This is a genomic window from Thalassotalea euphylliae, assembly GCF_042682785.1.
GTDB lineage: Bacteria > Pseudomonadota > Gammaproteobacteria > Enterobacterales > Alteromonadaceae > Thalassotalea_F > Thalassotalea_F euphylliae.
Genome location: NZ_JBHUIB010000001.1, coordinates 417,103 through 438,988 on the forward strand (window position 1 = coordinate 417,103; position 21,886 = coordinate 438,988).

Consider the following 21,886-nt stretch of genomic DNA (forward strand, 5'->3'; position numbering starts at 1 on the left):
CTAACCAAAATAACCTTGGATAAACCAACTATCATCAGGTTGTCGATAAAGCCAGCACCAGCGGCCGTCTTCGGTACGTCCAACAAAATAGTCTCGTACCACACTGCGTTGCCACCAGTTTGTTTCTATACGTTCAGGCCCATATACAACATCTATGGGTTGATTCACTTTTAACGGTTGTGACAATAAGTAACTTGGACGGATTAACGGGGTACTCGCTACAACATCAGTACTTTTACCAAGCTTCTCATCATTGGCTGCTTCTATACATTGCGCTTGTTCAGGTATATGGCTATCTCTACAGCGTAATTGCCACACATTTTGCTCTCCAACTTTAGCTTGTAAAAGGCTGACTAATGCTGCTTGTCCAATACCGTTTTGACCTTGCTCAAACAGATCTTGGGTAGCTTGATGCTTATCAACAGGCGCTGAACATGACAGAGTGATGCGGACCACAGGCTGTTTGAGCTGAATATTTTCTAGCTTAAGTTCAATAAGCTGCAGCCACTGTTGAGCACTATCACAAGGTTCTGCACTGTGTACGACCAAACGAATTCCTTCATGCTCGCGATAAGGAAAACACAGAAATAATTGCTGGCAAGCTAAATTTCGTTGCCGCAAAAAACATTCAAGCTTATTTAACATGCGTTTGAGTGGGTGGCTCAACACGGCAACTTGGCTAATTTCATATAACAATTCTAGTGAATCATTAAAATCTGGACTCGGTTCGTAAAAGTGCAGTGGTAGCGTATATCGACCTGTTAGCTGCCCAAGCTGCAGTAGAAAATCACTATCAAAGCGCTTTGACAGCTCTCCTGTATCAATAGTGATGAGTTGCTCAATAGTTTTAATACCTAGACGTTGTAAGGCCGATTGATACTTCGCTTGCTGAAAAACTTCTGTCACCGGTAACTGGTATAAAACCTGTGTTATGGCATGCGCACTCTCTGAGAGTAAGCTAACGCGATAACGTGCTATTGCTTTGGCTGCTTGCGGCGTTTCTGCTGTTGCATAAAAGTAATTCACTTGCGTTGTCGTTAGGCTTTGCTCAAGTTTTTGCCAACATTCTGGCAAACTTTTATACAGTGACAGCATATTCCCTATGCGAATATATATGCCGTCTGGCTCATCAAAGGCAATATCAGAAACCCATTGATAGAGGTTATGTCCTATTGATGTAAGCTGCTTACGCTCAATGTTTCGATCATAGGGAAGCACTTGTAGGTCATGGCACATAGCACAGGCGGTTGCCAGCCCCATACCTGCTTCAATACCCTGCTGCTTGGCTTGTTGATTTAACTGGACAACCTTGTTGTGTTTCGCATCGACAACAATAATTGCCTTTTCCCTGCCCCCAGTTATAGGCTCACTACTTAACTTATTACTTAACTCACCATTTATCTCACCGCTTAGGTCAGTGCTGACAAACAGGTTATCCAGTTGAAGTTGAGGGAAGTATAGGTATAGCCACAACATTAGCTAACTCTTTGGTTGGCGTTAGCACGTTGATAACCTGAAAGTGACACAACATTATTAGCGGTAGGTAAACAAACAAAATCAGGCCATAATCTCGCCATATTGACGCTAAACGGTTGACTAGGCTTTCCTGCTTTACAGCGATTAACGGTAACGTTCAAACCTGCTTTATCGGCTTCAAAGCTTAAGCTAAGGGAAACAGGTAAGTTATAGCTTGCTCGGCTCTGTCGATAAATAAATAAACTTGCTTGCCCTTGCTCTGCTGCTAAGTTTAAACGCCTAACTTGGAACACTTCAAACTCTTGGTGCCATAGCATCACACTTGCACAGCTACCGCTTTTCAAACACTGCTCAGCACACCAAAGCGCATCATTAGGTGTTGGTGTAAGCAGCAAAATATTATCGGTATCAATCTGGTGATGATGAAGAAATTCACTACCGATCATGGCGGGTGGCGCAATGAAGACAATAACCCCCTTATCTTGTCTTTGTTGTAGATAGGGTAAGATCGCACGCAGCTCGCCAATGCCGTTTGCGGTGCGAATCTCAATCACGCCAGTTTCAGGAAGCCCACCAATAATTTTGTCATCAAGTTCTTGGTAACCTGAACGACAAACATGCTGTTTTTGCTGCTGTATTGCGCCTTGCCACAACCACTGGCGATTGTGCAAGGTATCAAGTAATGACTGCATAGCAACACCTATTTATACCACATGAAATACTGTACATATTTACAGTATAATTTGACAAAATAGATTATTCAAATACAAAAAAGCCCTACCAAGGTAGAGCTTTTTGAAGTGTTTGATCAGTAACTAAAAGTTTTTAAGGCAGGTGCTCACTTGCTAAATAGTCACGTGATTGCATTTCCTGCAAACGGCTTAAGCAGCGTTTAAATTCAAACTCTAAACCACCATGGCTATATAAGCTTTCCATAGCAACTTCTGCTGAAATAATCAGTTTAACTTTGCGTTCATAGAATTCATCAACCAGTGCAATAAAGCGGCGCGCAGCGTCATCACAATCAAGACTCATTTGTTTCACATTCGCCAATAACACCGTGTGATACACCCGGCTTAACTCCATGTAATCGCCCTGGCTACGCGCACTTTCACAAAGTTCACTGTATTCAAAATGAACGACGCCATCAGCTTCTTGAATGGTGGTCAATGGACGATGGTTAATTTCGATAACTTTTGCTGAAGTGCCTGATTCTACAGCTAGCTGACCAAAGTAACGGTTTAAGTTTTCAGTCGCTTGCTGATCAAGGGGGTGATGGAATATTTCTGCTTGCTCAAGCGTTCGCAAACGATAATCAACACCGCTATCAACATTCACGACTTCACAGTTTTCGTTAATCAACTTAATAGCAGGCAAAAAACGAGCACGTTGCAAGCCGTTGCGATAAAGATCATCTGGAATAATATTAGATGTCGCCACTAAAGTGACGTTATGTGAGAACAGTTCTTCAAATAGCGTACCTAAAATCATGGCATCAGTAATGTCTGAAACGAAGAACTCATCGAAGCAAATAATGCAGGTTTCATCAGCAAACCGCTTAGCAATAATTTTTAGCGGATCAGACTGCCCCGCTAGCGTTTTCATTTCTTCATGTACGCGATGCATAAAACGGTGAAAGTGGACGCGCATTTTATTTTTAAAAGGCAAGCAATCGTAAAAGGTATCAACCAAGTATGTTTTACCTCGACCAACACCGCCCCAAAAATACAAGCCCCTTACTAGCTTAGGCTCTTGTTTGGCAACAACACGCTTCCAACGATTAAGTACTTTCTTAAAGCCTGTGACCGGCAACGGCTTAGCCTGTAAGTCGTCATACAAACGCTGTAAATGCTTCACAGCGTTTTCTTGCGCTGCATCATATTGGAAATCATCACGCGTTAGGTCTTGCTGGTATTTCTCAAGTGGTGAAAGTTTAATCATTTGAGGTATCTATCCGCTGCTTGCGCTTGAAAATAACAAAATCGCAAACATATTCGCTATATAAGAAAAGTAAGAAGCGCTATAGTTAGCTTATATTTATAACGCAATATTCTCACAATTTTTTGCATCGAATACAACGAGGAACCTTGGATATGACGGCAGTAATGAGCATTATTCTACTTTTAGTTGGCGGCGCTATTGGCTTTGTCGCTGGCCGATTCTTCTCTGCATCAGCCAAAGAAAATAAAGAACTAAGCGAACAAGTTAATCAAACTGAAAGTGCACTTGAACAGTATAAGAAAGATGTTGCTGAGCATTTAGAGTCCTCAGCAACACTGCTTGAGCAAATGAACAGCACTTGCCAAACAGCGATGAAACAAATGGAAGAAAGCACCAAGCTACTACAAAGCGCCACACCGAAAGAAGGTGATGTTATGCCTTTCTTCTCACAAGAAACGCAAGAACAACTTGCGCAAACAGTTAATCTTCGTCATGAGAAAAAGAAAGTGATTGAAGAGTCTGTTACCGAGGCACCTTTGGACTATTCAGGTAACCCTAGCGGCTTATTTGATGATAAGAAACAAAGTGTTACAAATGCCGAATAGGCCAAAAGTGAACTATTAATTATCTACCTAGTCTCTTATTGAGTGACAAATACTTAATTCGTTTCAGGAGTAATTTTAAGTATGAAGAAATTATCTTTAGCTATTAGTGCTGCACTTATTTCGGGTTCAATCGCATTAACCACTGCGCCAGCACATGCGAATTTACCAATGGCAGTTGAAGGCCAAACTTTACCGAGCCTAGCACCAATGCTAGAACGCACAACTCCAGCAGTAGTGAGTATTTCCGTAAAAGGTACACATGAAATTCAACAACGTGTCCCTGATGCTTTTAGATTCTTCTTCGGTAACCCAAGAAATGGTCAACCACAAGAACGTCCATTTCAAGGATTAGGCTCTGGTGTCATTATCGACGCTGATGAAGGCTACATCGTCACCAATAACCATGTGGTTGAAGAGGCTGACGAAATTATGGTGACCTTGAAAGATGGTCGCCAAGTAGAAGCTAAGAAAATTGGCGCCGACCCAGGTAGTGATATAGCGCTGCTTCAAATTGATGAAGACAATCTCACTGAAATTAAAGTAGCCGATTCAGATGTACTGCGTGTTGGTGACTTTACCGTTGCTATTGGCAGCCCATTTGGCTTAGGTCAAACCGTCACATCAGGTATTGTGAGCGCGCTTGGTCGCAGTGGCTTAAATGTTGAAAGCTTTGAAGATTTCATTCAGACCGATGCAGCCATCAACAGTGGTAACTCAGGTGGTGCACTTGTTAATTTACGTGGCGAATTAATCGGCATCAATACCGCGATTATCGGGCCTAACGGTGGTAACGTAGGTATCGGCTTTGCTATCCCAAGCAACATGATGAAAAACTTGGTAAGCCAAATTATTGAGTTTGGTGAAGTGCGTCGCGGCGTGTTGGGTGTTGCAGGTCGAAGTGTTAACGGCGAAATTGCAAAAGCCATGGAGTTAGAAACCACACAAGGTGGCTTTATCGAGCAAGTAACGCCAGATTCAGCAGCTGCTGAAGCCGGCTTGAAAGCCGGTGATGTGATTACCAAGGTTAATGGTAAAACCGTACGCACATTTAGTGAGTTACGCGGTAAGATTGGCTCAATTGGTGCTGGTAAGAAAGTGAAACTAACGGTTGTACGTGATGGCAAGGAAAAGAAATTCACGGTTAAGTTAAAGCAGGCTGAAGCAACAAATGTTGAAGCAGCAAGTTTGCATCCAATGCTAGATGGCGCCGAACTTGATAACAGTACTGACGGCAAAGGTATTAATATCACGGATGTTGAACGTGGTAGTGCTGCAGAAGCCGTAGGCTTAAAAGCTGGTGACATTGTGACGGGGGTAAACCGCACACGCATCAATACCATTGGCGAATTACGTAGCTACTTGAAGGACCACAAAGGTGTATTAGCACTTAATGTACTTCGTGGTAACCGTACGATGTACTTGATGATTCGTTAATTTTTCAACAATAACCATTCAAATAAAAAAGCTCGATCAACATCGAGCTTTTTTTATGGTTTAGCCACAACAATACATTCCAGAGCTCACACTTGCTACCTCGAACGTTTAAGTGTGGCTACCTTTTATTGTGCTTACTTAACTATTGTGCTCTTTAATGTAAGCTAATAAATCACGATAACCTTTCGCTGGTTTTTCACTTTTCTTTTCTTTGGCTGCTTGACGTACTAATTGTCGTAACTTTTGGCGTTCCATACTGTCACATTCTGCAAGTAAGGCTTCAATAGCGTCAGCGCCTTCATCGATAAGCTTTTCACGCAAAAGTTCAAACTTCTCTTGCTGCATAGTTTGCTGTTGATGTTTATTCGCCATTGCATCAAGCGACTTTTGAATCTCTTCAGTACCCGTTTCTAATAAAATTTTAGCGATAAACCGACAGTGACGTCTTAAAGGTTCTGGTTTATTGATGATTTTATCAGCTAATACCATCGCATCTTGCAGTTCTTCGTTGAGCGGTAACTTTTTCCGTTTCACTTTAGGTAAACGTATCATATTTAAAGCAAACTCCTGAAGCTCATGCATTTCACGCTTAACATCAGTTTTACTTTTATAATCTTCATCGAATTCATCGATATCGTGGTCTAAGTGGTGCATAATATTCGTAAGTCAGAATAGAGTTACCCGCCATTATACTACAAACGCAACTCGGGCAACACACAACCCTAGCGCCAATGCAAAGGCGCCCATACGGATTTACTCATGAAAGAAGTCGATAGCATTGAAAGCCAAATTGCACACGTTAAAAATCGCGTAGAAAACGCATTGTCTCTAGCGAAACAACTGGGTGCTGATGGCGCAGAAGTCGCCATGAGTCGTCAACAAGGCTTAAGCGTCAATACCCGCATGGGCGATGTTGAAAATGTTGAGTTCACTAATGATGGTGCGCTTGGCATCACAGTGTACAAAGAAGGCCGCAAAGGCAGTGCTTCTACAGCCGATTTATCAGAAGATGCACTAAACAATGCCGTTAAAGCCGCGGTAGATATCGCTCGTTATACGTCAGTCGATGAGTGTTCAGGTCTAGCAGACAAAGATCGATTGGCCATGACACCTGAAGACTTAGACTTATACCATCCAAAAGTCTTATCTACTGATGAAGCTATCGATATCGCCAAACAGTGTGAAATGGCAGCGCTCGATGCAGATCCTCGTATCACCAACTCAGATGGCGCAACACTGGCTTGTTTCGAAGGTTTTAAAGTCTACGGAAATAGTCACGGGCAACTTGTCGGTTATCCGAGTACTCGCCATAGCCTTAGCTGTGTTTCTATTGCTAGCGATGGCGATGATATGCAACGTGACTACGCTTATTCGGTAAATCGCGACTTTAACTTGCTGGATGCACCTGTAGAGATCGGCAAAAATGCAGCGAAAGAGGTTATCTCTCGCTTACATGCTCAAAAGCTTTCAACGCAAAAAGTACCAGTGATGTTTCGAGCAGATATTGCAAACACCATCTTTGGGCATTTCATTGCTGCCATCAGTGGTGGAAACTTATACCGAAAATCATCATTTTTGTTAGATGCACTAGGGCAGCCAGTATTCCCTGAACATATAACAATTAGTGAGCGTCCTCACCTTAAGAAGGCACTCGCTAGTAGTGCATTTGATAGCGAAGGGGTAGAGACCGTTGATCGCGAAATTATCAAGCAGGGTCAACTTGAGACTTACCTATTAACAAGCTACTCAGCACGCAAGCTTGGCCTTCAAACAACGGGACATGCAGGTGGCATTCATAACTGGCAAGTCACTGCCAATGGAGGCGACTTTGACGCTATGCTTAAGCAGCTTGGTACTGGCTTATTAGTGACTGAGCTTATGGGGCAAGGTGTTAATGTAGTTACCGGCGATTATTCCCGTGGTGCAGCTGGCTTTTGGGTTGAGAATGGCCAAATTGCCTTCCCTGTTTCTGAAATTACCATTGCAGGTAAACTACAAGACATGTTTAAAAACATTGTTTCAATTGGCAATGATACTGATATGCGAGGAAGTATCCGTACAGGCTCGCTACTCATTGAAGAGATGCAAATAGCAGGTAATTAGCCTGCTATTATTCATAAAGTTCTTGAATTCTTAGGTCAGCAATAACATTGCTGTACCTAAGAATGCAAAGATACCCACAACGTCAGTGATCGTCGTTAAAATCACACTCCCTGCAAGCGCAGGATCTATATTCATACGTTTCAGTACAAGCGGTATGGTAACGCCTGCCACACCTGCAGCTGTTAAGTTCATTAGCATAGCAAAGGCTATTACCCCGCCAAGCATAATATCTTGCTTCCAAACGGCAACAACCGTGGCGATTAATACAGCCCAAATAATGCCGTTTAAGAATCCAACTGCGAGTTCTTTGTAGAGCAGTGATCGCGCATTACTGTCACCGACATGGCCTAGCGCGATACCACGAATAACAAGTGTTAGCGTTTGGTTACCTGCTACCCCACCCATACTCGGTACTAGCGTGTTTAGCACAGCGAGAATAGCTAACTGGCTAAATAGATCTTCAAACATACTAGTAACAGCTACAGCAAGTAATGCAGTTACAAGGTTAACACCCAGCCAAACAGAACGCTGCTGAGTACTTTTAAGAACGGGAGCAAACGTGTCGGCTTCGTCGTCAAGACCCGCCATACTCATCATCGAGTGTTCAGCATCTTCACGAATAATATCAATGACATCATCAATAGTAATACGCCCAAGCAGTCGGCCGTCTTCATCAACAACAGGGGCTGAAATCCAATCATAACGCTCAAACAATGCCGCTACATCCGTTTCTGGCATTTCAGGTGGTACAGCCTCAATATCAGCATCAATAAGCGTGGAGATAATGGTTTCAGCTTGAGCCGTCACAATTGATGCCAGTGAAATAGCGCCAATAAAGCGATCATCTCTATCAACAACATAAAAGCTGTCGGTTGCTACAGGTAGTTCACCCTTTAAGCGCAAATAACGCAGCACGACATCAACCGTAACATCTGGGCGGATAGTAATGGTATCGATGTTCATGATACCACCTGCCGTGTCTTCTTCGAACGAAAGCGCTTTCTCTACGCGTGCACGGTCTTGGGAGTCCATGCTGTTAACAACTTCCTGATACACGCTATCAGGCAACGTACGAAGAACCTCAGCAACATCGTCGACATCCATTCCTTCTGCCACTTCTGCAACCTTTTCAGGTCGCATACTTTTCAGGATGCCCTTACGTACTTCTTCATTGAGTTCTTCAAGTACTTCACCTTGATGATCAGGATCAATCAGTTTCCAAACAACAGGGCGACTTTTGGGTGTAGACGACTCTAAAATTAGTGCGATGTCATAAGCAGGAAGGCTTTGCAGTAGTTTACGAACATAAACAAACATGCCGCTATCAAGAGCTTCATTAACCTCTTGCAGACGTTGTTGATTAAATTCTTGTTCTGTTATTTCCGGCATAAATCACCCTGCGCCGTAACAAACTACTGCCAATATTGACGGTATTCGAAATAAATGGAAAAGCATACTGACGTCAGTGTAATTACAAATTATGAAGAAAATGCGTCAGCAGTTAATAGGCAAGTGTATATTATCTAACGATTATTTTCAGCTGTTAATTTGGGCTGTTTAGGAAAAATCAGGGTTTTATTCAGCTTCATCGAAGCGCTGGTTGATCAGTTGGCAAATACTTTCTAGGGCTTCAGCAGCGTCATCGCCGTCAGCAACCACCTTGACCGTTTTTCCTTGGCCGCCGGCTAACAGCATCAATGCCATAATGCTATTGGCATCAGCAGAGTTACCGCCTAACTCAACCGTCACGGTTGCTGAAAATTGCTGGCTAAGCTGAGCTAGTTTTGTTGCTGCACGAGCATGTAAACCCAGCTTATTGATAATCGTAACTTCTTTAGAAACAATAGCCATTAACTACTCTTTATGTCGATGTCTCGGTGACGTGACTGCACGTCTTTGCGTTCTTTTCTAAAATTACCTGCGAGTAATTCTGCAATATAAACAGAACGGTGCCTACCGCCTGTACAGCCAATCGCGATAGTGACATAACTACGATTATTGCGTTCTAAATGCGGTAACCATGTCATTAAAAAACTATTAATTTGCCAAACAAATTTAGTGACTATAGGTTGGCTGGCCAGGAAATCACGTACCGGTTGGTCAAGGCCTGACTGAGCTTTCAATTCTTTATCCCAAAAAGGGTTGGGTAGGAATCGAGCATCAAATACATAGTCAGCGTCTGCTGGAATACCGTGCTTAAAACCGAAAGACTCAAACACCAAAACCATTGAACCGGTCTTTTTGCCAAGTATTCTCTCACGCACTAAGTCTGCGAGTTGATGCGGTGATAACTGGCTCGTATTAATATATAAATCAGCACGTGTAGAGACAGGCTCTAGCAACTTTTTCTCTAAAGAGAGTGCTTGGTCTAACGCCATATTTTGTCGAATCAAGGGGTGAAGGCGCCTTGTTTCGCTGAATCGACGTGTCAAATCAGTATCATTAGCATCAAGATAGAGAATTGTCAGCTCTACAGCAGCTGGCAAATAGTCAATGATTTCCGTGATATCACCGGGCTCAGCAGGCAAGTTTCGGACATCAAGGCTAACCGCTACTGTTTCATAGTCATTAATCACTGTATGCGTGAGAGCAGGCAGCAAATTTACCGGAATATTGTCAACACAATAATACCCGAGATCTTCAAGCACCCTTAGAGCGACAGACTTACCTGATCCCGAACGTCCACTGACTATGATTAGCTTCATCTATTAGCCTGTTTGATTAACGAGCTGAAACAGCTCTTGGTTATTCGTACATTTACGAATTTTCTTACTCATCTGTTTGTCACTTAACAGCTTAGCAATGCTTTGTAGGGTCGATAAGTGCTCTTTACAACAATCTTCTGGCACAAATAAGGCCACGAAAATATCTACAGCACGATTATCAATAGCATCAAATGGAACAGCTTGCTCTGTCGTCAGTAATACGGCGACAACATGGTTAGTGCCATTTAACCTTCCGTGAGGTATAGCAATACCATTTCCTATGCCTGTACTGCCCATTTTTTCACGCACCATCAAACTCTCTAACAGTTCAAACGTGGAGTGCTCAGGAATTCGGTTAGTTGCTATTTCACAAATATGTTCAAGTATTTTCTTTTTGCTTGAAAGCGGGACTGCACAGGATGTGCAGTCCTCGGTGAGTATATCTTGCAGCTTCATGAGTTAATGCTGTGTGATTTTCCCTTTGTATTTAAGAATTTGACGATCTAGCTTGTCAATTAACGCGTCAATTGATGCATACATGTCAGGTTTAACGGCAGAGGCATGAACTTCAGTGCCATTTAAGTGCACTGTCGCTTCTGCTTTTTGATCTAATTTTTCTACGGTAAGAACGACGTATACATTATTGATGTGGTCAAAATGTCGCTCCAGCTTTGCAAACTTGGTATTAACGAAATCGCGTAAAGAGTCAGTTACTTCAACATGGTGGCCTGATAAATTAATTTGCATAAGCTTTTATCCTCATTGCTATTTTTTACTTTATAGTAAACTTTTTCTTTGATTCGACGGTGGTATAGATAAAGACTCACGGTATTTAGCTATTGTCCGTCTCGCCACATTAATTCCTTGCTCCGCCAGTAGCTCGGCCATTTTGCTATCACTTAATGGCTTTGCGGGGTTTTCAGCAGAAACAAGCTTTTTAATTAATGCTCTAATAGCTGTAGATGAACATTCCCCTCCATTTTCTGTGCTGACGTGACTTGAGAAGAAATATTTCAGCTCAAATATTCCTCTCGGCGTGTGCATGTATTTTTGCGTGGTTACACGCGATATGGTTGATTCATGCATATCAACCGCTTCCGCAATGTCGTTCAGTACCATTGGGCGCATAGCTTCTGGGCCATACTCGAAAAAACCTTGTTGGCGCTGAACGATACAATTAGACACTTTAAGTAGTGTTTCGTTTCGACTTTCTAAACTTTTTATAAACCACTTCGCTTCTTGTAGGTTAGAGCGAATAAATTGATTATCATCAGACGACTTCATGCTTTTAGACATCGCCGCATACTGCTGATTTATTGATAATCTTGGCGCAGTATTTGGATTCAGCTCCACCACCCAACGTCCATTTTTCTTTTCTACAGAGACATCAGGGATAACATACTGGTCATCACCTGCAATTACTGCATCACCTGGACGAGGGTTTAATGACTGAATCAATCGAATCACTTCACGCAGCTGATCTTCTTTCAGGCGCGTTTTTCGCATAATTTGACGGTAATCGCGGTTCCCCAACAAATCAATATAGTCAGTAATGACCATTTTTGCCTCTGTAAGGTACGGCGTATCTTTTTCGAATTGATTTAATTGAATCAGCAAACATTCTGGAATAGAGCGTGCTGCAACCCCGATAGGATCAAACATATTGATGCGTTTGAGCACTGCTTCAATTTCATCTAACTCTACATCTTCTAGGCCTAAGCTTTCTAAAATATCTTCAGCAGACACTGTAAGATACCCAGCATCATCAACCGCATCGATAATAGCCATCGCTATCGCTTCGTCGGTTTCAGTGAAAGGCGTTAATTCCATTTGCCAGCGCAAATGATCTTGAATAGAGTCGGTGGTTTCACCTTGGTAAGTGTAGTCTTCACTAGCACCTGAAGTACCAATTCCTGAGCTAGAAACACCCGCACTAAAAGATTCGTCCCAGGTGGTATCAACACTCAGTTCTTCTGGAATATCCGTTTTTTCCATTGCTTCTGTCGTGCTGACTTCATCAATGGTTGGCGTTGCATCCTCACTGCCATCTAATTGAGGGGTTTCTGCTGCACTTGCCGAGTACGCTTCTTCGATACTGGTTTGGCTTTCTTCACTGGCATTGCTAGCGGATTCATCAACTTCCAAAAGCGGATTGCTCTCCAACGCTTCTTGAATTTCTTGTTGTAAGTCTAAAGTCGATAACTGCAACAGCTTGATCGCCTGCTGCAATTGCGGCGTCATGGTTAGCTGTTGACCGATTTTTAGTTGAAGTGATGGGCGCATCTACGTTTAATTCTTTCCTATTGTTCTAATCAATTAATGTCGATGTATTTCCGCTCTTTATGATAACTATAGCGTGAATTGTTCCCCAAGGTATACATCCCTTACCTGCTGATTCGCAAGAATTTGATCCGCGTCACCTTCTGCAATCAATTCACCGTGGCTCACAATGTATGCATGCTCACACACATCAAGTGTTTCACGCACATTGTGGTCCGTTATCAAAACACCAATACCACGATTTTTTAGGTGAATAATTATTTTCTTAATATCACCTACCGATATAGGGTCAACACCAGCGAAAGGCTCATCAAGCAGAATAAACTGCGGATCAGCGGCTAAAGCTCTAGCGATTTCTACTCGGCGGCGTTCGCCACCTGAGAGACTCATACCTGTGTTATCACGAATATGGCCTATGTTGAATTCTTCGATGAGCATTTCGAGCTTTTCTTCACGTTCAACATCGCTAAGCTCTTTGCGCGTTTGCAAGATAGCCATAATATTTTCGTAGACAGTGAGCTTACGGAATATCGACGCTTCCTGCGGTAAGTAACCTATACCACGACGAGCACGCTCGTGCATAGGTAAAAACGTTAAATCTTCGTTATTTAGTGTTATTTGACCGCTGTCATTGGGCACTAAACCAACAATCATATAAAACGAGGTTGTTTTACCTGCACCGTTTGGACCTAATAAACCAACGATCTGCCCCTTATTCACATTAAGGCTAACATTTTTGACAACCTGACGACCTTTGTAGGCTTTTGCTAAGCCTTGCGCAGTTAACGACACTGAAGACATCTGTTACTTATTGTCCTTTTTCTCTTTATCAGCTTTCGCTTTAGGTTTGAGTATAGTCGTCACTACCTGCTCTTCCGAACCTTCAGCTTCAAGCTGTTCGGTAAGCGTGTTATAGATAATTCTATCGCCCGTAACTTCGCTACCAGCTTGACGCAATAATGCATTGCCCGAAATAGTAATGGTATATGCCAGTGGCTCGTATTTAATTTCGTTAGCTTCTAAACGAATTTTACTGCCATCTTCTAGCTGCTGCTCAAATACAGCAGGCTTTCCTTTAGCTACATAGGTTTCCGTTTCATGGTCTTCCTGGCTGTATACTTGCACTAAATCTGCTTGGATCGTCAATGTGCCTTGCGTTATTTGCACATCGTCTAAATAACTCGCAATTTTATTTTTTAAATCACCAGCTTGACGCTTAGACTTAATAACAATCTCTTGCTCTAAGTCTATTTTCGCGGCATTTGCCGTTGGCAAAATGCAAGCGATGGTGAATACACTAGCTAGTAGTTTTTTTATAAATAGTTTGTACATGTTCGGTTAACGTCATTTGTTTCGTATTTAAGTCAATAATTAGCCCAGAACCGTACATGGTAAAATCTTTCCCTTGGATCAAAATTGTTTGATCAGAGCTAATTATGTTGGTATTCAAATCTAGTTCTAAATATTTACAGTGTATTTCCTGAATCAAGCTGTTTGGCTCTGTTGCCTCCAATATGACTCGGTTTTTTAATACCACTCGATTATTGTTATACAGCGTACCTTCAGACGCCGCTAATTGCCAAGGCGGTGAATCATCATTTGGATATAAGGTATACTGCGGGAATTCAAAATGGGTAAAAGACAGCCCAGCATAATGCTCCATTCTTTGCGCATCTATTTTGTGAGACAGTTTACCCGATTCAGAGTAAATATCGCTTTTCAATGCTTCTGCTATGAAGTCAGGGGTTAACGATACTTCAAAAGATTCTTGCGATTCTTCTTGTGACGCCTGCCACTGCACTACGCCATAAGCCATAAAGCTTAGCGCTAAAATAGTGATGGCTAGGACGTACAATCGACTCATACACTAGCACCTTTTGCCTGAGCAAGTGTATTTTGACTTTGCATAATCAAGTCGCAAAGCTCTCTCACAGCACCAAACCCACCTGGTGTGAAGGTAACGTAATCTGCGCCGTTTTTGACGGCTGGATGCGCATCACTCACAGCTACGCCAAGACCCGCTTTGTTTATACACGGGAAATCAGGCATATCATCACCAATAAATGCTACTTGCTCTGCAACTAAGCCTAGTTCAGCCATGATATTCTCCATGGCTGGTAGCTTGTCCTCTTGTCCTTGAACGATATGTTGCACAGTCAGTGATTTCATTCTATTTTCGACAATAGTAGAGTTTCTACCTGTAATAATAGCGACTTCGACGCCCGATTTAATCAACGCCTTAATACCAAAACCATCTTTTGTATGAAAAGCTTTCAACTCTTCGCCATCATTGCCAAGATAGATGCGGCCGTCAGAGAATACACCATCGACATCACAAACCAACAACTTGATCTGTGACGCCTTGTCTATAATCGCGTTTGATACATCACCATACAAAGTATTCATTACAGTACTCCGGACTTGAGCAAATCTTGCAAATTCATAGCACCTATTGGTTTTTGTGATTCATCAACAATGATTAAACCATTTATTTTCTTTTCTTCCATAATATTCAAAGCTTCAGCAGCCAATAGGTTTGCATGAGCGGTCGTTGGCGACTTAGTCATAACCGATGCTATACCATCTTGGTGAATATTAATTTGACTATCCAAAATACGGCGTAAATCACCATCCGTGAATATACCGGCTAGCTGACCGCTTTCATCTACTACAGCTGTCATGCCAAGTCCCTTCTGTGTCATTTCAACTAAAGCATCCTTAATCAATGCTGAATGAGACACAACCGGCAGTAACGCCCCTGTATGCATAATGTCATCCAAACGTAAAAGCAATCGTTTTCCTAAACTTCCTCCTGGATGAGAAAGGGCAAAGTCATCTGCAGTAAAACCACGTTTATTTAATAACGCGACCGCTATGGCATCCCCCATCACAAGCGTTGCTGTGGTGCTTGATGTTGGCGCCAAGCCAAGCGGACAAGCTTCCTGCTCTACAGCTACACAAATATGGTGCTCTGATAACTTCGCTAACGTCGAGTTTGGATTCCCCGTCATAGCCAGCAATGGCGCGCCTATTCGCTTAATCACGGGAATAATTGCTAGGACTTCTCCTGTTTCACCAGAGTTTGAAATGGCAAGGACGACATCATCTTTAGTGATCATGCCAAGATCGCCATGGCTAGCCTCGCCAGGGTGAACGAAAAACGCAGGTGTCCCTGTGCTAGCTAATGTCGCAGCAATTTTACCGCCAATATGCCCTGATTTGCCCATACCTACCACAACTACTTTGCCCTGACAGTCAAACAGCGTTTGGCAAGCATCGTTAAAGCCATTATCGATGAACCTTTTCAGTCCTTCTACAGCATCAAGCTCGACATCAATAACTTGCTCAGCTAACACAGTAAACGATTTTGTGCTCATTTATCGCGCTCCTTTAGCTGGCTTGACCAAAGAGTAAGAACTGATAAGCAATGAATGCTATCAGCAATGCCGCACCTTTTAATCGGGTGATACGAAAAGCCCCTTTTTTTCGGCTAAAACATAAAACAAGTAAAAAGACCGTTATACCGACCATGTATGGCGCATCACGAGATACTGCTGCACCATCAATTTCACCTGGCGCAATTAAACCAGCCAATGACAACACGGCCAAAATATTGAATATATTTGAGCCGATAATATTACCTAGTGCCAAATCGTCTTCTTTTTTGATGATACTCATCACACTGGCCGCAAGTTCGGGCAAGCTGGTACCAATAGCAATAACCGTTAACCCAATCACTAAATCACTCACGCCGAATGCTTTAGCGATAAACACAGCAGAGTCCACTAAGTAACTGGCACTCAATGGCAAAACAATTAAACCTACCGTTAACCAAAAAACAGCCATGCCTGTGGTCGTTGCTTCTGGCACTTCTTGCTCAGCTTCGAGAATCATTGGGTCGTCAACTGGTGCCGTTTTTGCTCGTCGTAATGTCACCACCAACAAAGTGGCGATATAGGTGAAAAAGCCAACCATTAAAATAGCCCCTTCAAGGAAGCTAAAGTGGCTGTTAAAAAGCATAAAGTAAGCGATTAACGATACAATAAGCACTAAGGGTAATTCGCGCTTAATTGATGATGAAGACACCTGCAACGGTTTAAGCAGCGCCGTTAGGCCGAGCACTAACGCTATATTGGTAATATTCGAGCCAATAGCATTACCGACAGCAGTATCGGGATTACCATTTAACGATGCTGTAGCTGCAACCATCATTTCAGGAGCGGACGAGCCCATAGCAACAATGGTTAAACCGATAATCATTGGCGAGACACCAAAGTTTCGTGCCACAGATGATGCGCCAAACACAAATTTATCTGCGCTCCAAACCAATGCAGCCAATGACACAATCAAAATTAAAACTTGCAATAACATCTAGTACTCCCGATCAACACTGTAAATTGTCGCTGTTAACCGAATAAAAAAAAAGGACAATTTTAGTTTCTGAACAAAAACAGCTGTAATTGTTCAATTAACAATCAAAGTTTTACGTGCTTCTTTCATTACTTTTCACCAGTATCAGGCCGATGCATTGAAATACTTGTTATAGTGATGGGTTCAAACGTCACACTTTTAAACAATTAACATGTAAAAAATTGTCAAAGACTGGTGAACAATCTTAGCGCCTAGGGTAATATTCGCCACTACGCTAACTTGTTAAATTGATGTAAAAACCGTCTCGAATGTCTCAAACATTGGTTGAAATTAAGGACGTTACGTTTAAACGTGACGAACGGGTAATTTATGACAACATTAGTTTGTCTATCCCGAAAGGAAAAGTAACGGCGATCATGGGCCCCAGTGGTATTGGTAAAACAACACTGCTACGTCTTATGGGTGGGCAATTAAAACCTGAAAGCGGTCAAATTCTGTTTGACGGCCATAATATTCCAGCGTTGAGCCGCAACGCACTGTATGATGTTCGCACTCGTATGAGTATGTTGTTCCAAAGCGGAGCACTTTTTAGCGAAATGACGGTCTATGACAATATCGCCTTCCCGATCAGAGAACATACTCGCTTGCCAGAGCATATTATTGAAAAAATGGTGCTAATGAAACTCGAAGCTGTAGGTCTTCGAGGCGCTCGCCATTTAAAACCTAGTGAACTATCAGGCGGTATGGCCCGTCGCGCAGCACTAGCACGTGCGATTGCTCTTGATCCAGAACTGATAATGTATGACGAGCCTTTCGCGGGCCAAGACCCTATTTCAATGGGCGTAATTGTCCGACTGATTAAGTCACTAAACGATGCTCTTGGCCTAACTTCGGTAGTGGTATCACACGATGTTCCAGAAGTAATGAGTATTGCCGACTACATTTATATAATCGCCGAGCAAAAGATTATTGGTCATGGCACGCCAGAGCAAATTCATCAGCAAACATCACCATTAGTGCAGCAATTCGTAAAAGGTGAAGCGGATGGGCCCGTGCCGTTTCATTTCAAGGCACCTTCGTACAAACAAGAACTAATTGGAGGCTAAGGTAATGTTAAATGCTATTGCCAACCTTGGCCGAACAACCATGGATATTATCGCTGGCTTAGGAAAAGCGATTTTGATGCTTACTGCTGCGATAGTACAAGTACCCAACCCACGCAAAGGCTTTCCGCTACTTGTAAACCAGCTTTATGCGGTCGGCGTACTGTCTCTTATTATTATCGTGGTATCTGGTACCTTCATCGGCATGGTACTGGCGCTTCAAGGCTATACCATTTTAGTCGGATATGGTGCCGAAGCCAGCCTAGGGCCAATGGTAGCCTTGTCACTACTCAGAGAGCTAGGCCCCGTTGTTGCAGCGCTACTTTTTGCGGGTCGAGCAGGCTCCGCATTAACGGCTGAAATCGGTTTGATGAAAGCGACTGAGCAGCTATCGAGTATGGAAATGATGGCGGTAGACCCTTTACGCCGTGTTATTGCGCCTCGTTTTTGGGCTGGATTTATCAGCTTACCGTTGCTCGCTGCGATTTTTTCAATGGTTGGCATTCTAGGTGCACACTTAGTTGGTGTTGACTGGTTAGGCGTTGACAGCGGTACCTTTTGGTCAGTAATGCAAGCACAGGTAGATTTTGAAAAGGATGTGCTCAATGGCATAATTAAGAGCCTTGTATTTGCCTTTGTTGTGACCTGGATTGCGGTATACAAAGGCTACGCTTGTGAGCCTACTTCGGAAGGGATTAGCCGAGCAACTACAGCTACCGTAGTTCAGTCATCGTTACTGGTACTAGGTTTAGATTTCGTATTAACAGCATTAATGTTTGCCCGTTAATGTTATTAGCAAGTTTTTGTGTAAATTAGGTGAAGACATGACGTCTAGAAAATTAGAATTAACCGTTGGATTTTTTGTTGCCCTAGGGATAGCGGCATTATTAGCACTCGCATTGAAAGTAGCAGATTCAGGTATTTCAGGTAACGGTGAAACTTACGAATTACATGCTAAATTTGACAATATAGGTGGCCTAAAGGTGCGCTCACCAATAAAAATTGGTGGTGTTGTAGTAGGCCGTGTGAGCAAAATTTCATTAGACAATGATGACTTTACACCCATTGTTACCTTAGAAATTTTCGCAGAGTATAAAGACTTTTCAGAAGCAACATCAGTATCAATCTTAACGGCTGGCTTGCTAGGTGAGCAATATTTAGGCTTAGAGCCAGGTTTTATGGATGATTCACTGGAGACGTTAAAACCAGGTGATTTTATTGAAGATACTAAGCCTGCATTAGTACTAGAAGAGTTAATTGGACAATTTTTATTTAGCCAAGGAAGTGGTGACTAGGAAATCATTATGAAAAAATTAATCGCTGGCGTATTTGCTTTCGCACTGTCGTTTTCGGCATTTGCTGAGGTAGACAAAACAAACCCGTACGACATGATCCAGGAAGTCGCGGATATCACATTTAAGCGCTTTGCTAACGAACAACAAAGTATTCGCAGCAACCCCAACTTGCTCAAAGATATCGTCCGTGAAGAACTCATGCCTTATATCGATTATCGCTATGCTGCATTTAAAGTGGTTGGCGTTAACCTGAAGCGAACAACAGAAGATGAGCGTAAGGCTTTTGTACCAGTATTTAGAGACTATCTAATTACTTCCTATGCGCAGGTGTTTACCCTATATGACAATCAAAAAGTTGAGTTTGCACCAGCTAAAAATATAGACAATGAACGAATTGTTGTAGTGGACACCCAAGTTTTGGAATCAGGTCGCCCACCTATCGATATTTCATTTAAAGTGCGTCATAACCGAAAAACGAATGAATGGAAGGCATTCGATATGATAGCTGAAGGAGTTAGTTTACTTGACAGTAAACAAGCTGAACTAAGCAGCATTATTCGTCAGAAAGGTTTGCAACACGTTACAGACATGCTTAAAGAAAAAGCCAGCAGGGATGTTGTCTTTAAGGGAGAAGAGCGGTCTTAATATGACGCCATTAACCTTAAATATTAGTGATAAAACGACAGTGCTCAGTGGCGACCTTAACAGCGCCACTGTTGCAACGATTAGTAGCAAACACCAAGCAAAAATTGTGAATAGCAAACAGATGACACTTGACCTAAGTGACGTCAAAGACGTCGATACTGCAGGTTTAGCATGGCTTCTTTACTTGGTGGAACAAGCACTTAACACTAAATGTCAGTTGACGTTTGCACATTTGCCCGATGATTTATTAAAATTGGCGCAACTCAGTGCGGTAGATGACTTCTTAATGACCGCCTAATTACATCCCTCAGGAGCCTTCATTGGAAGTTTCAGATATAGAACAAATGATCAAAGACGCTATCGAATTAGATGAACTTCATGTTGCATTCGATGGTTCTCAATGCAAAGTGATTGCCGTAGCAGACATGTTTGGCGAACTTAGCCGCGTGAAAAGACAACAAGCTATTTATGGCCCTCTTTCACCGGCAATCAGTGACGGTCGTATTCATGCCGTCACAATTAAGACGTTTACGCCAGATCAATGGCAACGTGACAAAATGTTTAACTTACCACTATAACCAGAAATAGACTGCTACCTTGGACTCATTCAAAATAAATGGTGGTAAACCACTTCATGGCGCCGTGAAAATCTCAGGCGCCAAAAATGCCGCACTTCCTATATTGATGTCTGCGATTTTATCTAATGAAGACGTGATTATCAGTAATGTGCCACGCCTCAATGATATCAACACGACGATAAAGCTTCTTCACCAATTAGGTGCTGAGGCTGAGTGGTTAAACGAAGACACACTAAAGATTAATGCAAGCACAATTAACCAGCATGTTGCTTCTTACGAACTGGTTAAAACGATGCGTGCTTCCATTCTTGTGCTAGGTCCGCTAGTTGCGAAGTATGGTCATGCAGAAGTATCTCTACCAGGCGGCTGTGCGATTGGTGCACGCCCTGTTGATCTTCACATCCAAGGCCTCAAGCAAATGGGCGCTGATATCGATGTAGAGCAAGGTTACATCAAAGCGAAAAAAGCAGGCCGCCTAAATGGCGCAACTATCTTCATGGACACAGTTAGCGTTACTGGCACTGAAAATTTGATGATGGCTGCTGCTCTTGCAGAGGGTACAACAATTATCGAAAACGCTGCGCGTGAGCCTGAAATTGTCGACCTAGCTAACTGTCTTAACGCTTTAGGGGCGAAAGTGTCTGGTGCTGGTACCGATATGTTAACTATTGAAGGTGTTGAAAAGCTTCATGGTGGTGAATACAGCGTGATGGCAGACCGCATCGAAACCGGTACATTCTTGGTCGCAGCAGCAGTAACTCGAGGTAAAGTACGCTGTGTTAACGCTGACCCTAAATCGCTTGATGCGGTGCTTGTGAAGCTTCAAGAAGCTGGCGCTGATATTGAGACTGGTGAAGATTGGATTGAGCTTTCAATGAATAGCCGCCCTAAAGCCGTCAACATTAAAACCGCACCTCACCCAGCATTCCCTACCGATATGCAGGCACAGTTTGTAACGTTAAATGTATTAGCGCAAGGTTCTGCACGCGTTACGGAAACCATTTTTGAGAACCGCTTTATGCACGTACCTGAATTACAGCGCATGGGCGCTGATATCGCGTTAGAAGGCAACACGGCAATAACGACTGGTGTAGAGCAACTTACCGGTGCTCAGGTGATGGCAACAGATTTACGTGCATCTGCAAGTCTTGTTATTGCAGGCCTTGTCGCCACTACAGAAACCCAGGTAGACAGGATTTACCATATTGACCGTGGTTACCAAAATATTGAAGGTAAACTGCAAGGGCTTGGCGCAGATATCGTTCGCGTAAAAACCTCATAAGCTTGAAAACACTAACGTAAAAAGGCCAGCAAATGCTGGCCTTTTTATTTTTTGTCTACAGCCTTTAT

At 42.7% G+C, this 21,886-nt stretch carries 26 protein-coding genes; 10 read left to right on the forward strand and 16 right to left on the reverse strand.

Features of this window, described 5'->3' with window-relative positions; all coding sequences use genetic code 11:
* The 3 genes from ACFSJY_RS01910 to zapE all read right to left on the reverse strand — a co-directional run bounded on the left by ACFSJY_RS01910 (position 1) and on the right by zapE (position 3,417).
* Positions 1 to 1,476, reverse strand: a complete 1,476-nt coding sequence (locus tag ACFSJY_RS01910; RefSeq protein ID WP_386030524.1) for a Y-family DNA polymerase — start codon at positions 1,474 to 1,476, stop codon at positions 1 to 3.
* Complete coding sequence (gene imuA / locus ACFSJY_RS01915) at positions 1,476 to 2,168, reverse strand: translesion DNA synthesis-associated protein ImuA (RefSeq protein ID WP_386030527.1); 693 nt, start codon at positions 2,166 to 2,168, stop codon at positions 1,476 to 1,478. The genes ACFSJY_RS01910 and imuA overlap by 1 nt, the downstream gene beginning before the upstream one ends.
* 133 nt (positions 2,169 to 2,301) lie before the next feature.
* Positions 2,302 to 3,417 (reverse strand): cell division protein ZapE, encoded by a 1,116-nt coding sequence (gene zapE / locus ACFSJY_RS01920; protein WP_386030529.1) that lies wholly within the window; start codon positions 3,415 to 3,417, stop codon positions 2,302 to 2,304.
* 152 nt (positions 3,418 to 3,569) lie between these two features.
* Between zapE and ACFSJY_RS01925 the strand changes: the two genes are divergently transcribed.
* Both ACFSJY_RS01925 and ACFSJY_RS01930 read left to right on the forward strand, forming a co-directional pair.
* Positions 3,570 to 4,022: a Z-ring associated ZapG family protein gene (locus tag ACFSJY_RS01925; protein WP_386030531.1), complete on the forward strand. Its 453-nt coding sequence runs from the start codon at positions 3,570 to 3,572 to the stop codon at positions 4,020 to 4,022.
* An 81-nt stretch (positions 4,023 to 4,103) separates the two neighbouring features.
* Positions 4,104 to 5,456: a Do family serine endopeptidase gene (locus ACFSJY_RS01930; RefSeq protein ID WP_386030533.1), complete on the forward strand. Its 1,353-nt coding sequence runs from the start codon at positions 4,104 to 4,106 to the stop codon at positions 5,454 to 5,456.
* A 138-nt stretch (positions 5,457 to 5,594) separates the two neighbouring features.
* Here ACFSJY_RS01930 and yjgA read toward each other — a convergent pair whose 3' ends face one another.
* Positions 5,595 to 6,110 (reverse strand): ribosome biogenesis factor YjgA, encoded by a 516-nt coding sequence (yjgA, locus tag ACFSJY_RS01935; protein ID WP_386030536.1) that lies wholly within the window; start codon positions 6,108 to 6,110, stop codon positions 5,595 to 5,597.
* A 105-nt stretch (positions 6,111 to 6,215) separates the two neighbouring features.
* Between yjgA and pmbA the strand changes: the two genes are divergently transcribed.
* The gene (gene pmbA, locus ACFSJY_RS01940) at positions 6,216 to 7,559 is read left to right on the forward strand and encodes a metalloprotease PmbA (RefSeq protein WP_386030538.1); all 1,344 of its coding nucleotides are present in this window, start codon (positions 6,216 to 6,218) and stop codon (positions 7,557 to 7,559) included.
* 30 nt (positions 7,560 to 7,589) lie between these two features.
* Here the strand turns inward: pmbA and mgtE are convergent, their stop codons facing one another.
* The 12 genes from mgtE to ACFSJY_RS02000 all read right to left on the reverse strand — a co-directional run bounded on the left by mgtE (position 7,590) and on the right by ACFSJY_RS02000 (position 16,915).
* A complete protein-coding gene (mgtE, locus tag ACFSJY_RS01945; protein ID WP_386030540.1) occupies positions 7,590 to 8,948 on the reverse strand; it encodes a magnesium transporter in 1,359 nt (452 codons plus the stop codon).
* A 186-nt stretch (positions 8,949 to 9,134) separates the two neighbouring features.
* Entirely contained in the window at positions 9,135 to 9,410 is a 276-nt protein-coding gene (locus ACFSJY_RS01950) for an HPr family phosphocarrier protein (protein WP_386030542.1), read from the reverse strand.
* A complete protein-coding gene (gene rapZ, locus ACFSJY_RS01955) occupies positions 9,410 to 10,264 on the reverse strand; it encodes an RNase adapter RapZ (RefSeq protein ID WP_386030544.1) in 855 nt (284 codons plus the stop codon). The genes ACFSJY_RS01950 and rapZ overlap by 1 nt, the downstream gene beginning before the upstream one ends.
* 3 nt (positions 10,265 to 10,267) lie before the next feature.
* Positions 10,268 to 10,720, reverse strand: coding sequence for a PTS sugar transporter subunit IIA (locus ACFSJY_RS01960; protein ID WP_386030546.1), 453 nt, complete (start codon positions 10,718 to 10,720; stop codon positions 10,268 to 10,270).
* Positions 10,721 to 10,723: 3 nt separating this feature from the next.
* The gene (gene hpf, locus ACFSJY_RS01965) at positions 10,724 to 11,011 is read right to left on the reverse strand and encodes a ribosome hibernation promoting factor (RefSeq protein ID WP_386030548.1); all 288 of its coding nucleotides are present in this window, start codon (positions 11,009 to 11,011) and stop codon (positions 10,724 to 10,726) included.
* Positions 11,012 to 11,041: 30 nt separating this feature from the next.
* The gene (locus ACFSJY_RS01970; RefSeq protein ID WP_386030550.1) at positions 11,042 to 12,547 is read right to left on the reverse strand and encodes an RNA polymerase factor sigma-54; all 1,506 of its coding nucleotides are present in this window, start codon (positions 12,545 to 12,547) and stop codon (positions 11,042 to 11,044) included.
* 66 nt (positions 12,548 to 12,613) lie between these two features.
* Positions 12,614 to 13,345 carry an LPS export ABC transporter ATP-binding protein gene (gene lptB / locus ACFSJY_RS01975; RefSeq protein ID WP_386030552.1) on the reverse strand — a complete coding sequence of 244 codons (732 nt, stop codon included), beginning with the start codon at positions 13,343 to 13,345 and terminating at the stop codon, positions 12,614 to 12,616.
* A gap of 3 nt (positions 13,346 to 13,348) precedes the next feature.
* Positions 13,349 to 13,876 (reverse strand): lipopolysaccharide transport periplasmic protein LptA, encoded by a 528-nt coding sequence (gene lptA / locus ACFSJY_RS01980; RefSeq protein ID WP_386030554.1) that lies wholly within the window; start codon positions 13,874 to 13,876, stop codon positions 13,349 to 13,351.
* Entirely contained in the window at positions 13,842 to 14,408 is a 567-nt protein-coding gene (gene lptC / locus ACFSJY_RS01985; protein ID WP_386030556.1) for an LPS export ABC transporter periplasmic protein LptC, read from the reverse strand. Before lptC ends, lptA begins: the two co-directional genes overlap by 35 nt.
* Positions 14,405 to 14,950 (reverse strand): 3-deoxy-manno-octulosonate-8-phosphatase KdsC, encoded by a 546-nt coding sequence (gene kdsC / locus ACFSJY_RS01990; protein WP_386030558.1) that lies wholly within the window; start codon positions 14,948 to 14,950, stop codon positions 14,405 to 14,407. Before kdsC ends, lptC begins: the two co-directional genes overlap by 4 nt.
* The gene (locus ACFSJY_RS01995) at positions 14,950 to 15,921 is read right to left on the reverse strand and encodes a KpsF/GutQ family sugar-phosphate isomerase (RefSeq protein ID WP_386030560.1); all 972 of its coding nucleotides are present in this window, start codon (positions 15,919 to 15,921) and stop codon (positions 14,950 to 14,952) included. The genes kdsC and ACFSJY_RS01995 overlap by 1 nt, the downstream gene beginning before the upstream one ends.
* 13 nt (positions 15,922 to 15,934) lie before the next feature.
* On the reverse strand, positions 15,935 to 16,915 hold the full coding sequence (locus ACFSJY_RS02000; RefSeq protein WP_386030562.1) for a calcium/sodium antiporter: 981 nt from the start codon (positions 16,913 to 16,915) through the stop codon (positions 15,935 to 15,937).
* Between the two features lie 308 nt (positions 16,916 to 17,223).
* Between ACFSJY_RS02000 and mlaF the strand changes: the two genes are divergently transcribed.
* Genes mlaF through murA form a run of 7 tightly spaced genes read left to right on the forward strand, consistent with a single transcriptional unit; the run spans position 17,224 to position 21,818 of the window.
* Positions 17,224 to 18,021 carry a phospholipid ABC transporter ATP-binding protein MlaF gene (mlaF, locus tag ACFSJY_RS02005; protein WP_386030564.1) on the forward strand — a complete coding sequence of 266 codons (798 nt, stop codon included), beginning with the start codon at positions 17,224 to 17,226 and terminating at the stop codon, positions 18,019 to 18,021.
* Between the two features lie 4 nt (positions 18,022 to 18,025).
* Complete coding sequence (gene mlaE, locus ACFSJY_RS02010; protein WP_386030566.1) at positions 18,026 to 18,805, forward strand: lipid asymmetry maintenance ABC transporter permease subunit MlaE; 780 nt, start codon at positions 18,026 to 18,028, stop codon at positions 18,803 to 18,805.
* A 37-nt stretch (positions 18,806 to 18,842) separates the two neighbouring features.
* Positions 18,843 to 19,313 carry an outer membrane lipid asymmetry maintenance protein MlaD gene (gene mlaD / locus ACFSJY_RS02015; protein WP_386030569.1) on the forward strand — a complete coding sequence of 157 codons (471 nt, stop codon included), beginning with the start codon at positions 18,843 to 18,845 and terminating at the stop codon, positions 19,311 to 19,313.
* 9 nt (positions 19,314 to 19,322) lie between these two features.
* Entirely contained in the window at positions 19,323 to 19,958 is a 636-nt protein-coding gene (locus ACFSJY_RS02020) for an MlaC/ttg2D family ABC transporter substrate-binding protein (RefSeq protein WP_386030571.1), read from the forward strand.
* Position 19,959: 1 nt separating this feature from the next.
* A complete protein-coding gene (locus ACFSJY_RS02025; RefSeq protein WP_386030573.1) occupies positions 19,960 to 20,256 on the forward strand; it encodes an STAS domain-containing protein in 297 nt (98 codons plus the stop codon).
* A gap of 22 nt (positions 20,257 to 20,278) precedes the next feature.
* On the forward strand, positions 20,279 to 20,536 hold the full coding sequence (locus ACFSJY_RS02030) for a BolA family protein (RefSeq protein ID WP_386030575.1): 258 nt from the start codon (positions 20,279 to 20,281) through the stop codon (positions 20,534 to 20,536).
* 19 nt (positions 20,537 to 20,555) lie between these two features.
* On the forward strand, positions 20,556 to 21,818 hold the full coding sequence (gene murA, locus ACFSJY_RS02035) for a UDP-N-acetylglucosamine 1-carboxyvinyltransferase (protein ID WP_386030577.1): 1,263 nt from the start codon (positions 20,556 to 20,558) through the stop codon (positions 21,816 to 21,818).
* Positions 21,819 to 21,886: the final 68 nt, after the last annotated feature.

Excerpts from the sequence above, each read along its gene's own strand:
- ACFSJY_RS01910 (WP_386030524.1), bottom strand. The coding sequence starts at position 1,476 with ATGTTGTGGCTATACCTATACTTCCCTCAACTTCAACTGGATAACCTG.
- ACFSJY_RS01930 (WP_386030533.1), top strand. The coding sequence starts at position 4,104 with ATGAAGAAATTATCTTTAGCTATTAGTGCTGCACTTATTTCGGGTTCA.
- imuA (WP_386030527.1), bottom strand. The coding sequence starts at position 2,168 with ATGCAGTCATTACTTGATACCTTGCACAATCGCCAGTGGTTGTGGCAA.
- pmbA (WP_386030538.1), top strand. The coding sequence starts at position 6,216 with ATGAAAGAAGTCGATAGCATTGAAAGCCAAATTGCACACGTTAAAAAT.
- mlaE (WP_386030566.1), top strand. The coding sequence starts at position 18,026 with ATGTTAAATGCTATTGCCAACCTTGGCCGAACAACCATGGATATTATC.
- ACFSJY_RS02020 (WP_386030571.1), top strand. The coding sequence starts at position 19,323 with ATGAAAAAATTAATCGCTGGCGTATTTGCTTTCGCACTGTCGTTTTCG.
- lptA (WP_386030554.1), bottom strand. The coding sequence starts at position 13,876 with ATGTACAAACTATTTATAAAAAAACTACTAGCTAGTGTATTCACCATC.
- ACFSJY_RS02000 (WP_386030562.1), bottom strand. The coding sequence starts at position 16,915 with ATGTTATTGCAAGTTTTAATTTTGATTGTGTCATTGGCTGCATTGGTT.
- lptC (WP_386030556.1), bottom strand. The coding sequence starts at position 14,408 with ATGAGTCGATTGTACGTCCTAGCCATCACTATTTTAGCGCTAAGCTTT.
- ACFSJY_RS01925 (WP_386030531.1), top strand. The coding sequence starts at position 3,570 with ATGACGGCAGTAATGAGCATTATTCTACTTTTAGTTGGCGGCGCTATT.
- mlaD (WP_386030569.1), top strand. The coding sequence starts at position 18,843 with ATGACGTCTAGAAAATTAGAATTAACCGTTGGATTTTTTGTTGCCCTA.
- kdsC (WP_386030558.1), bottom strand. The coding sequence starts at position 14,950 with ATGAATACTTTGTATGGTGATGTATCAAACGCGATTATAGACAAGGCG.
- yjgA (WP_386030536.1), bottom strand. The coding sequence starts at position 6,110 with ATGCACCACTTAGACCACGATATCGATGAATTCGATGAAGATTATAAA.
- hpf (WP_386030548.1), bottom strand. The coding sequence starts at position 11,011 with ATGCAAATTAATTTATCAGGCCACCATGTTGAAGTAACTGACTCTTTA.
- ACFSJY_RS01995 (WP_386030560.1), bottom strand. The coding sequence starts at position 15,921 with ATGAGCACAAAATCGTTTACTGTGTTAGCTGAGCAAGTTATTGATGTC.
- ACFSJY_RS02025 (WP_386030573.1), top strand. The coding sequence starts at position 19,960 with ATGACGCCATTAACCTTAAATATTAGTGATAAAACGACAGTGCTCAGT.
- rapZ (WP_386030544.1), bottom strand. The coding sequence starts at position 10,264 with ATGAAGCTAATCATAGTCAGTGGACGTTCGGGATCAGGTAAGTCTGTC.
- zapE (WP_386030529.1), bottom strand. The coding sequence starts at position 3,417 with ATGATTAAACTTTCACCACTTGAGAAATACCAGCAAGACCTAACGCGT.
- ACFSJY_RS01950 (WP_386030542.1), bottom strand. The coding sequence starts at position 9,410 with ATGGCTATTGTTTCTAAAGAAGTTACGATTATCAATAAGCTGGGTTTA.
- ACFSJY_RS01960 (WP_386030546.1), bottom strand. The coding sequence starts at position 10,720 with ATGAAGCTGCAAGATATACTCACCGAGGACTGCACATCCTGTGCAGTC.
- mgtE (WP_386030540.1), bottom strand. The coding sequence starts at position 8,948 with ATGCCGGAAATAACAGAACAAGAATTTAATCAACAACGTCTGCAAGAG.
- ACFSJY_RS01970 (WP_386030550.1), bottom strand. The coding sequence starts at position 12,547 with ATGCGCCCATCACTTCAACTAAAAATCGGTCAACAGCTAACCATGACG.
- mlaF (WP_386030564.1), top strand. The coding sequence starts at position 17,224 with ATGTCTCAAACATTGGTTGAAATTAAGGACGTTACGTTTAAACGTGAC.
- lptB (WP_386030552.1), bottom strand. The coding sequence starts at position 13,345 with ATGTCTTCAGTGTCGTTAACTGCGCAAGGCTTAGCAAAAGCCTACAAA.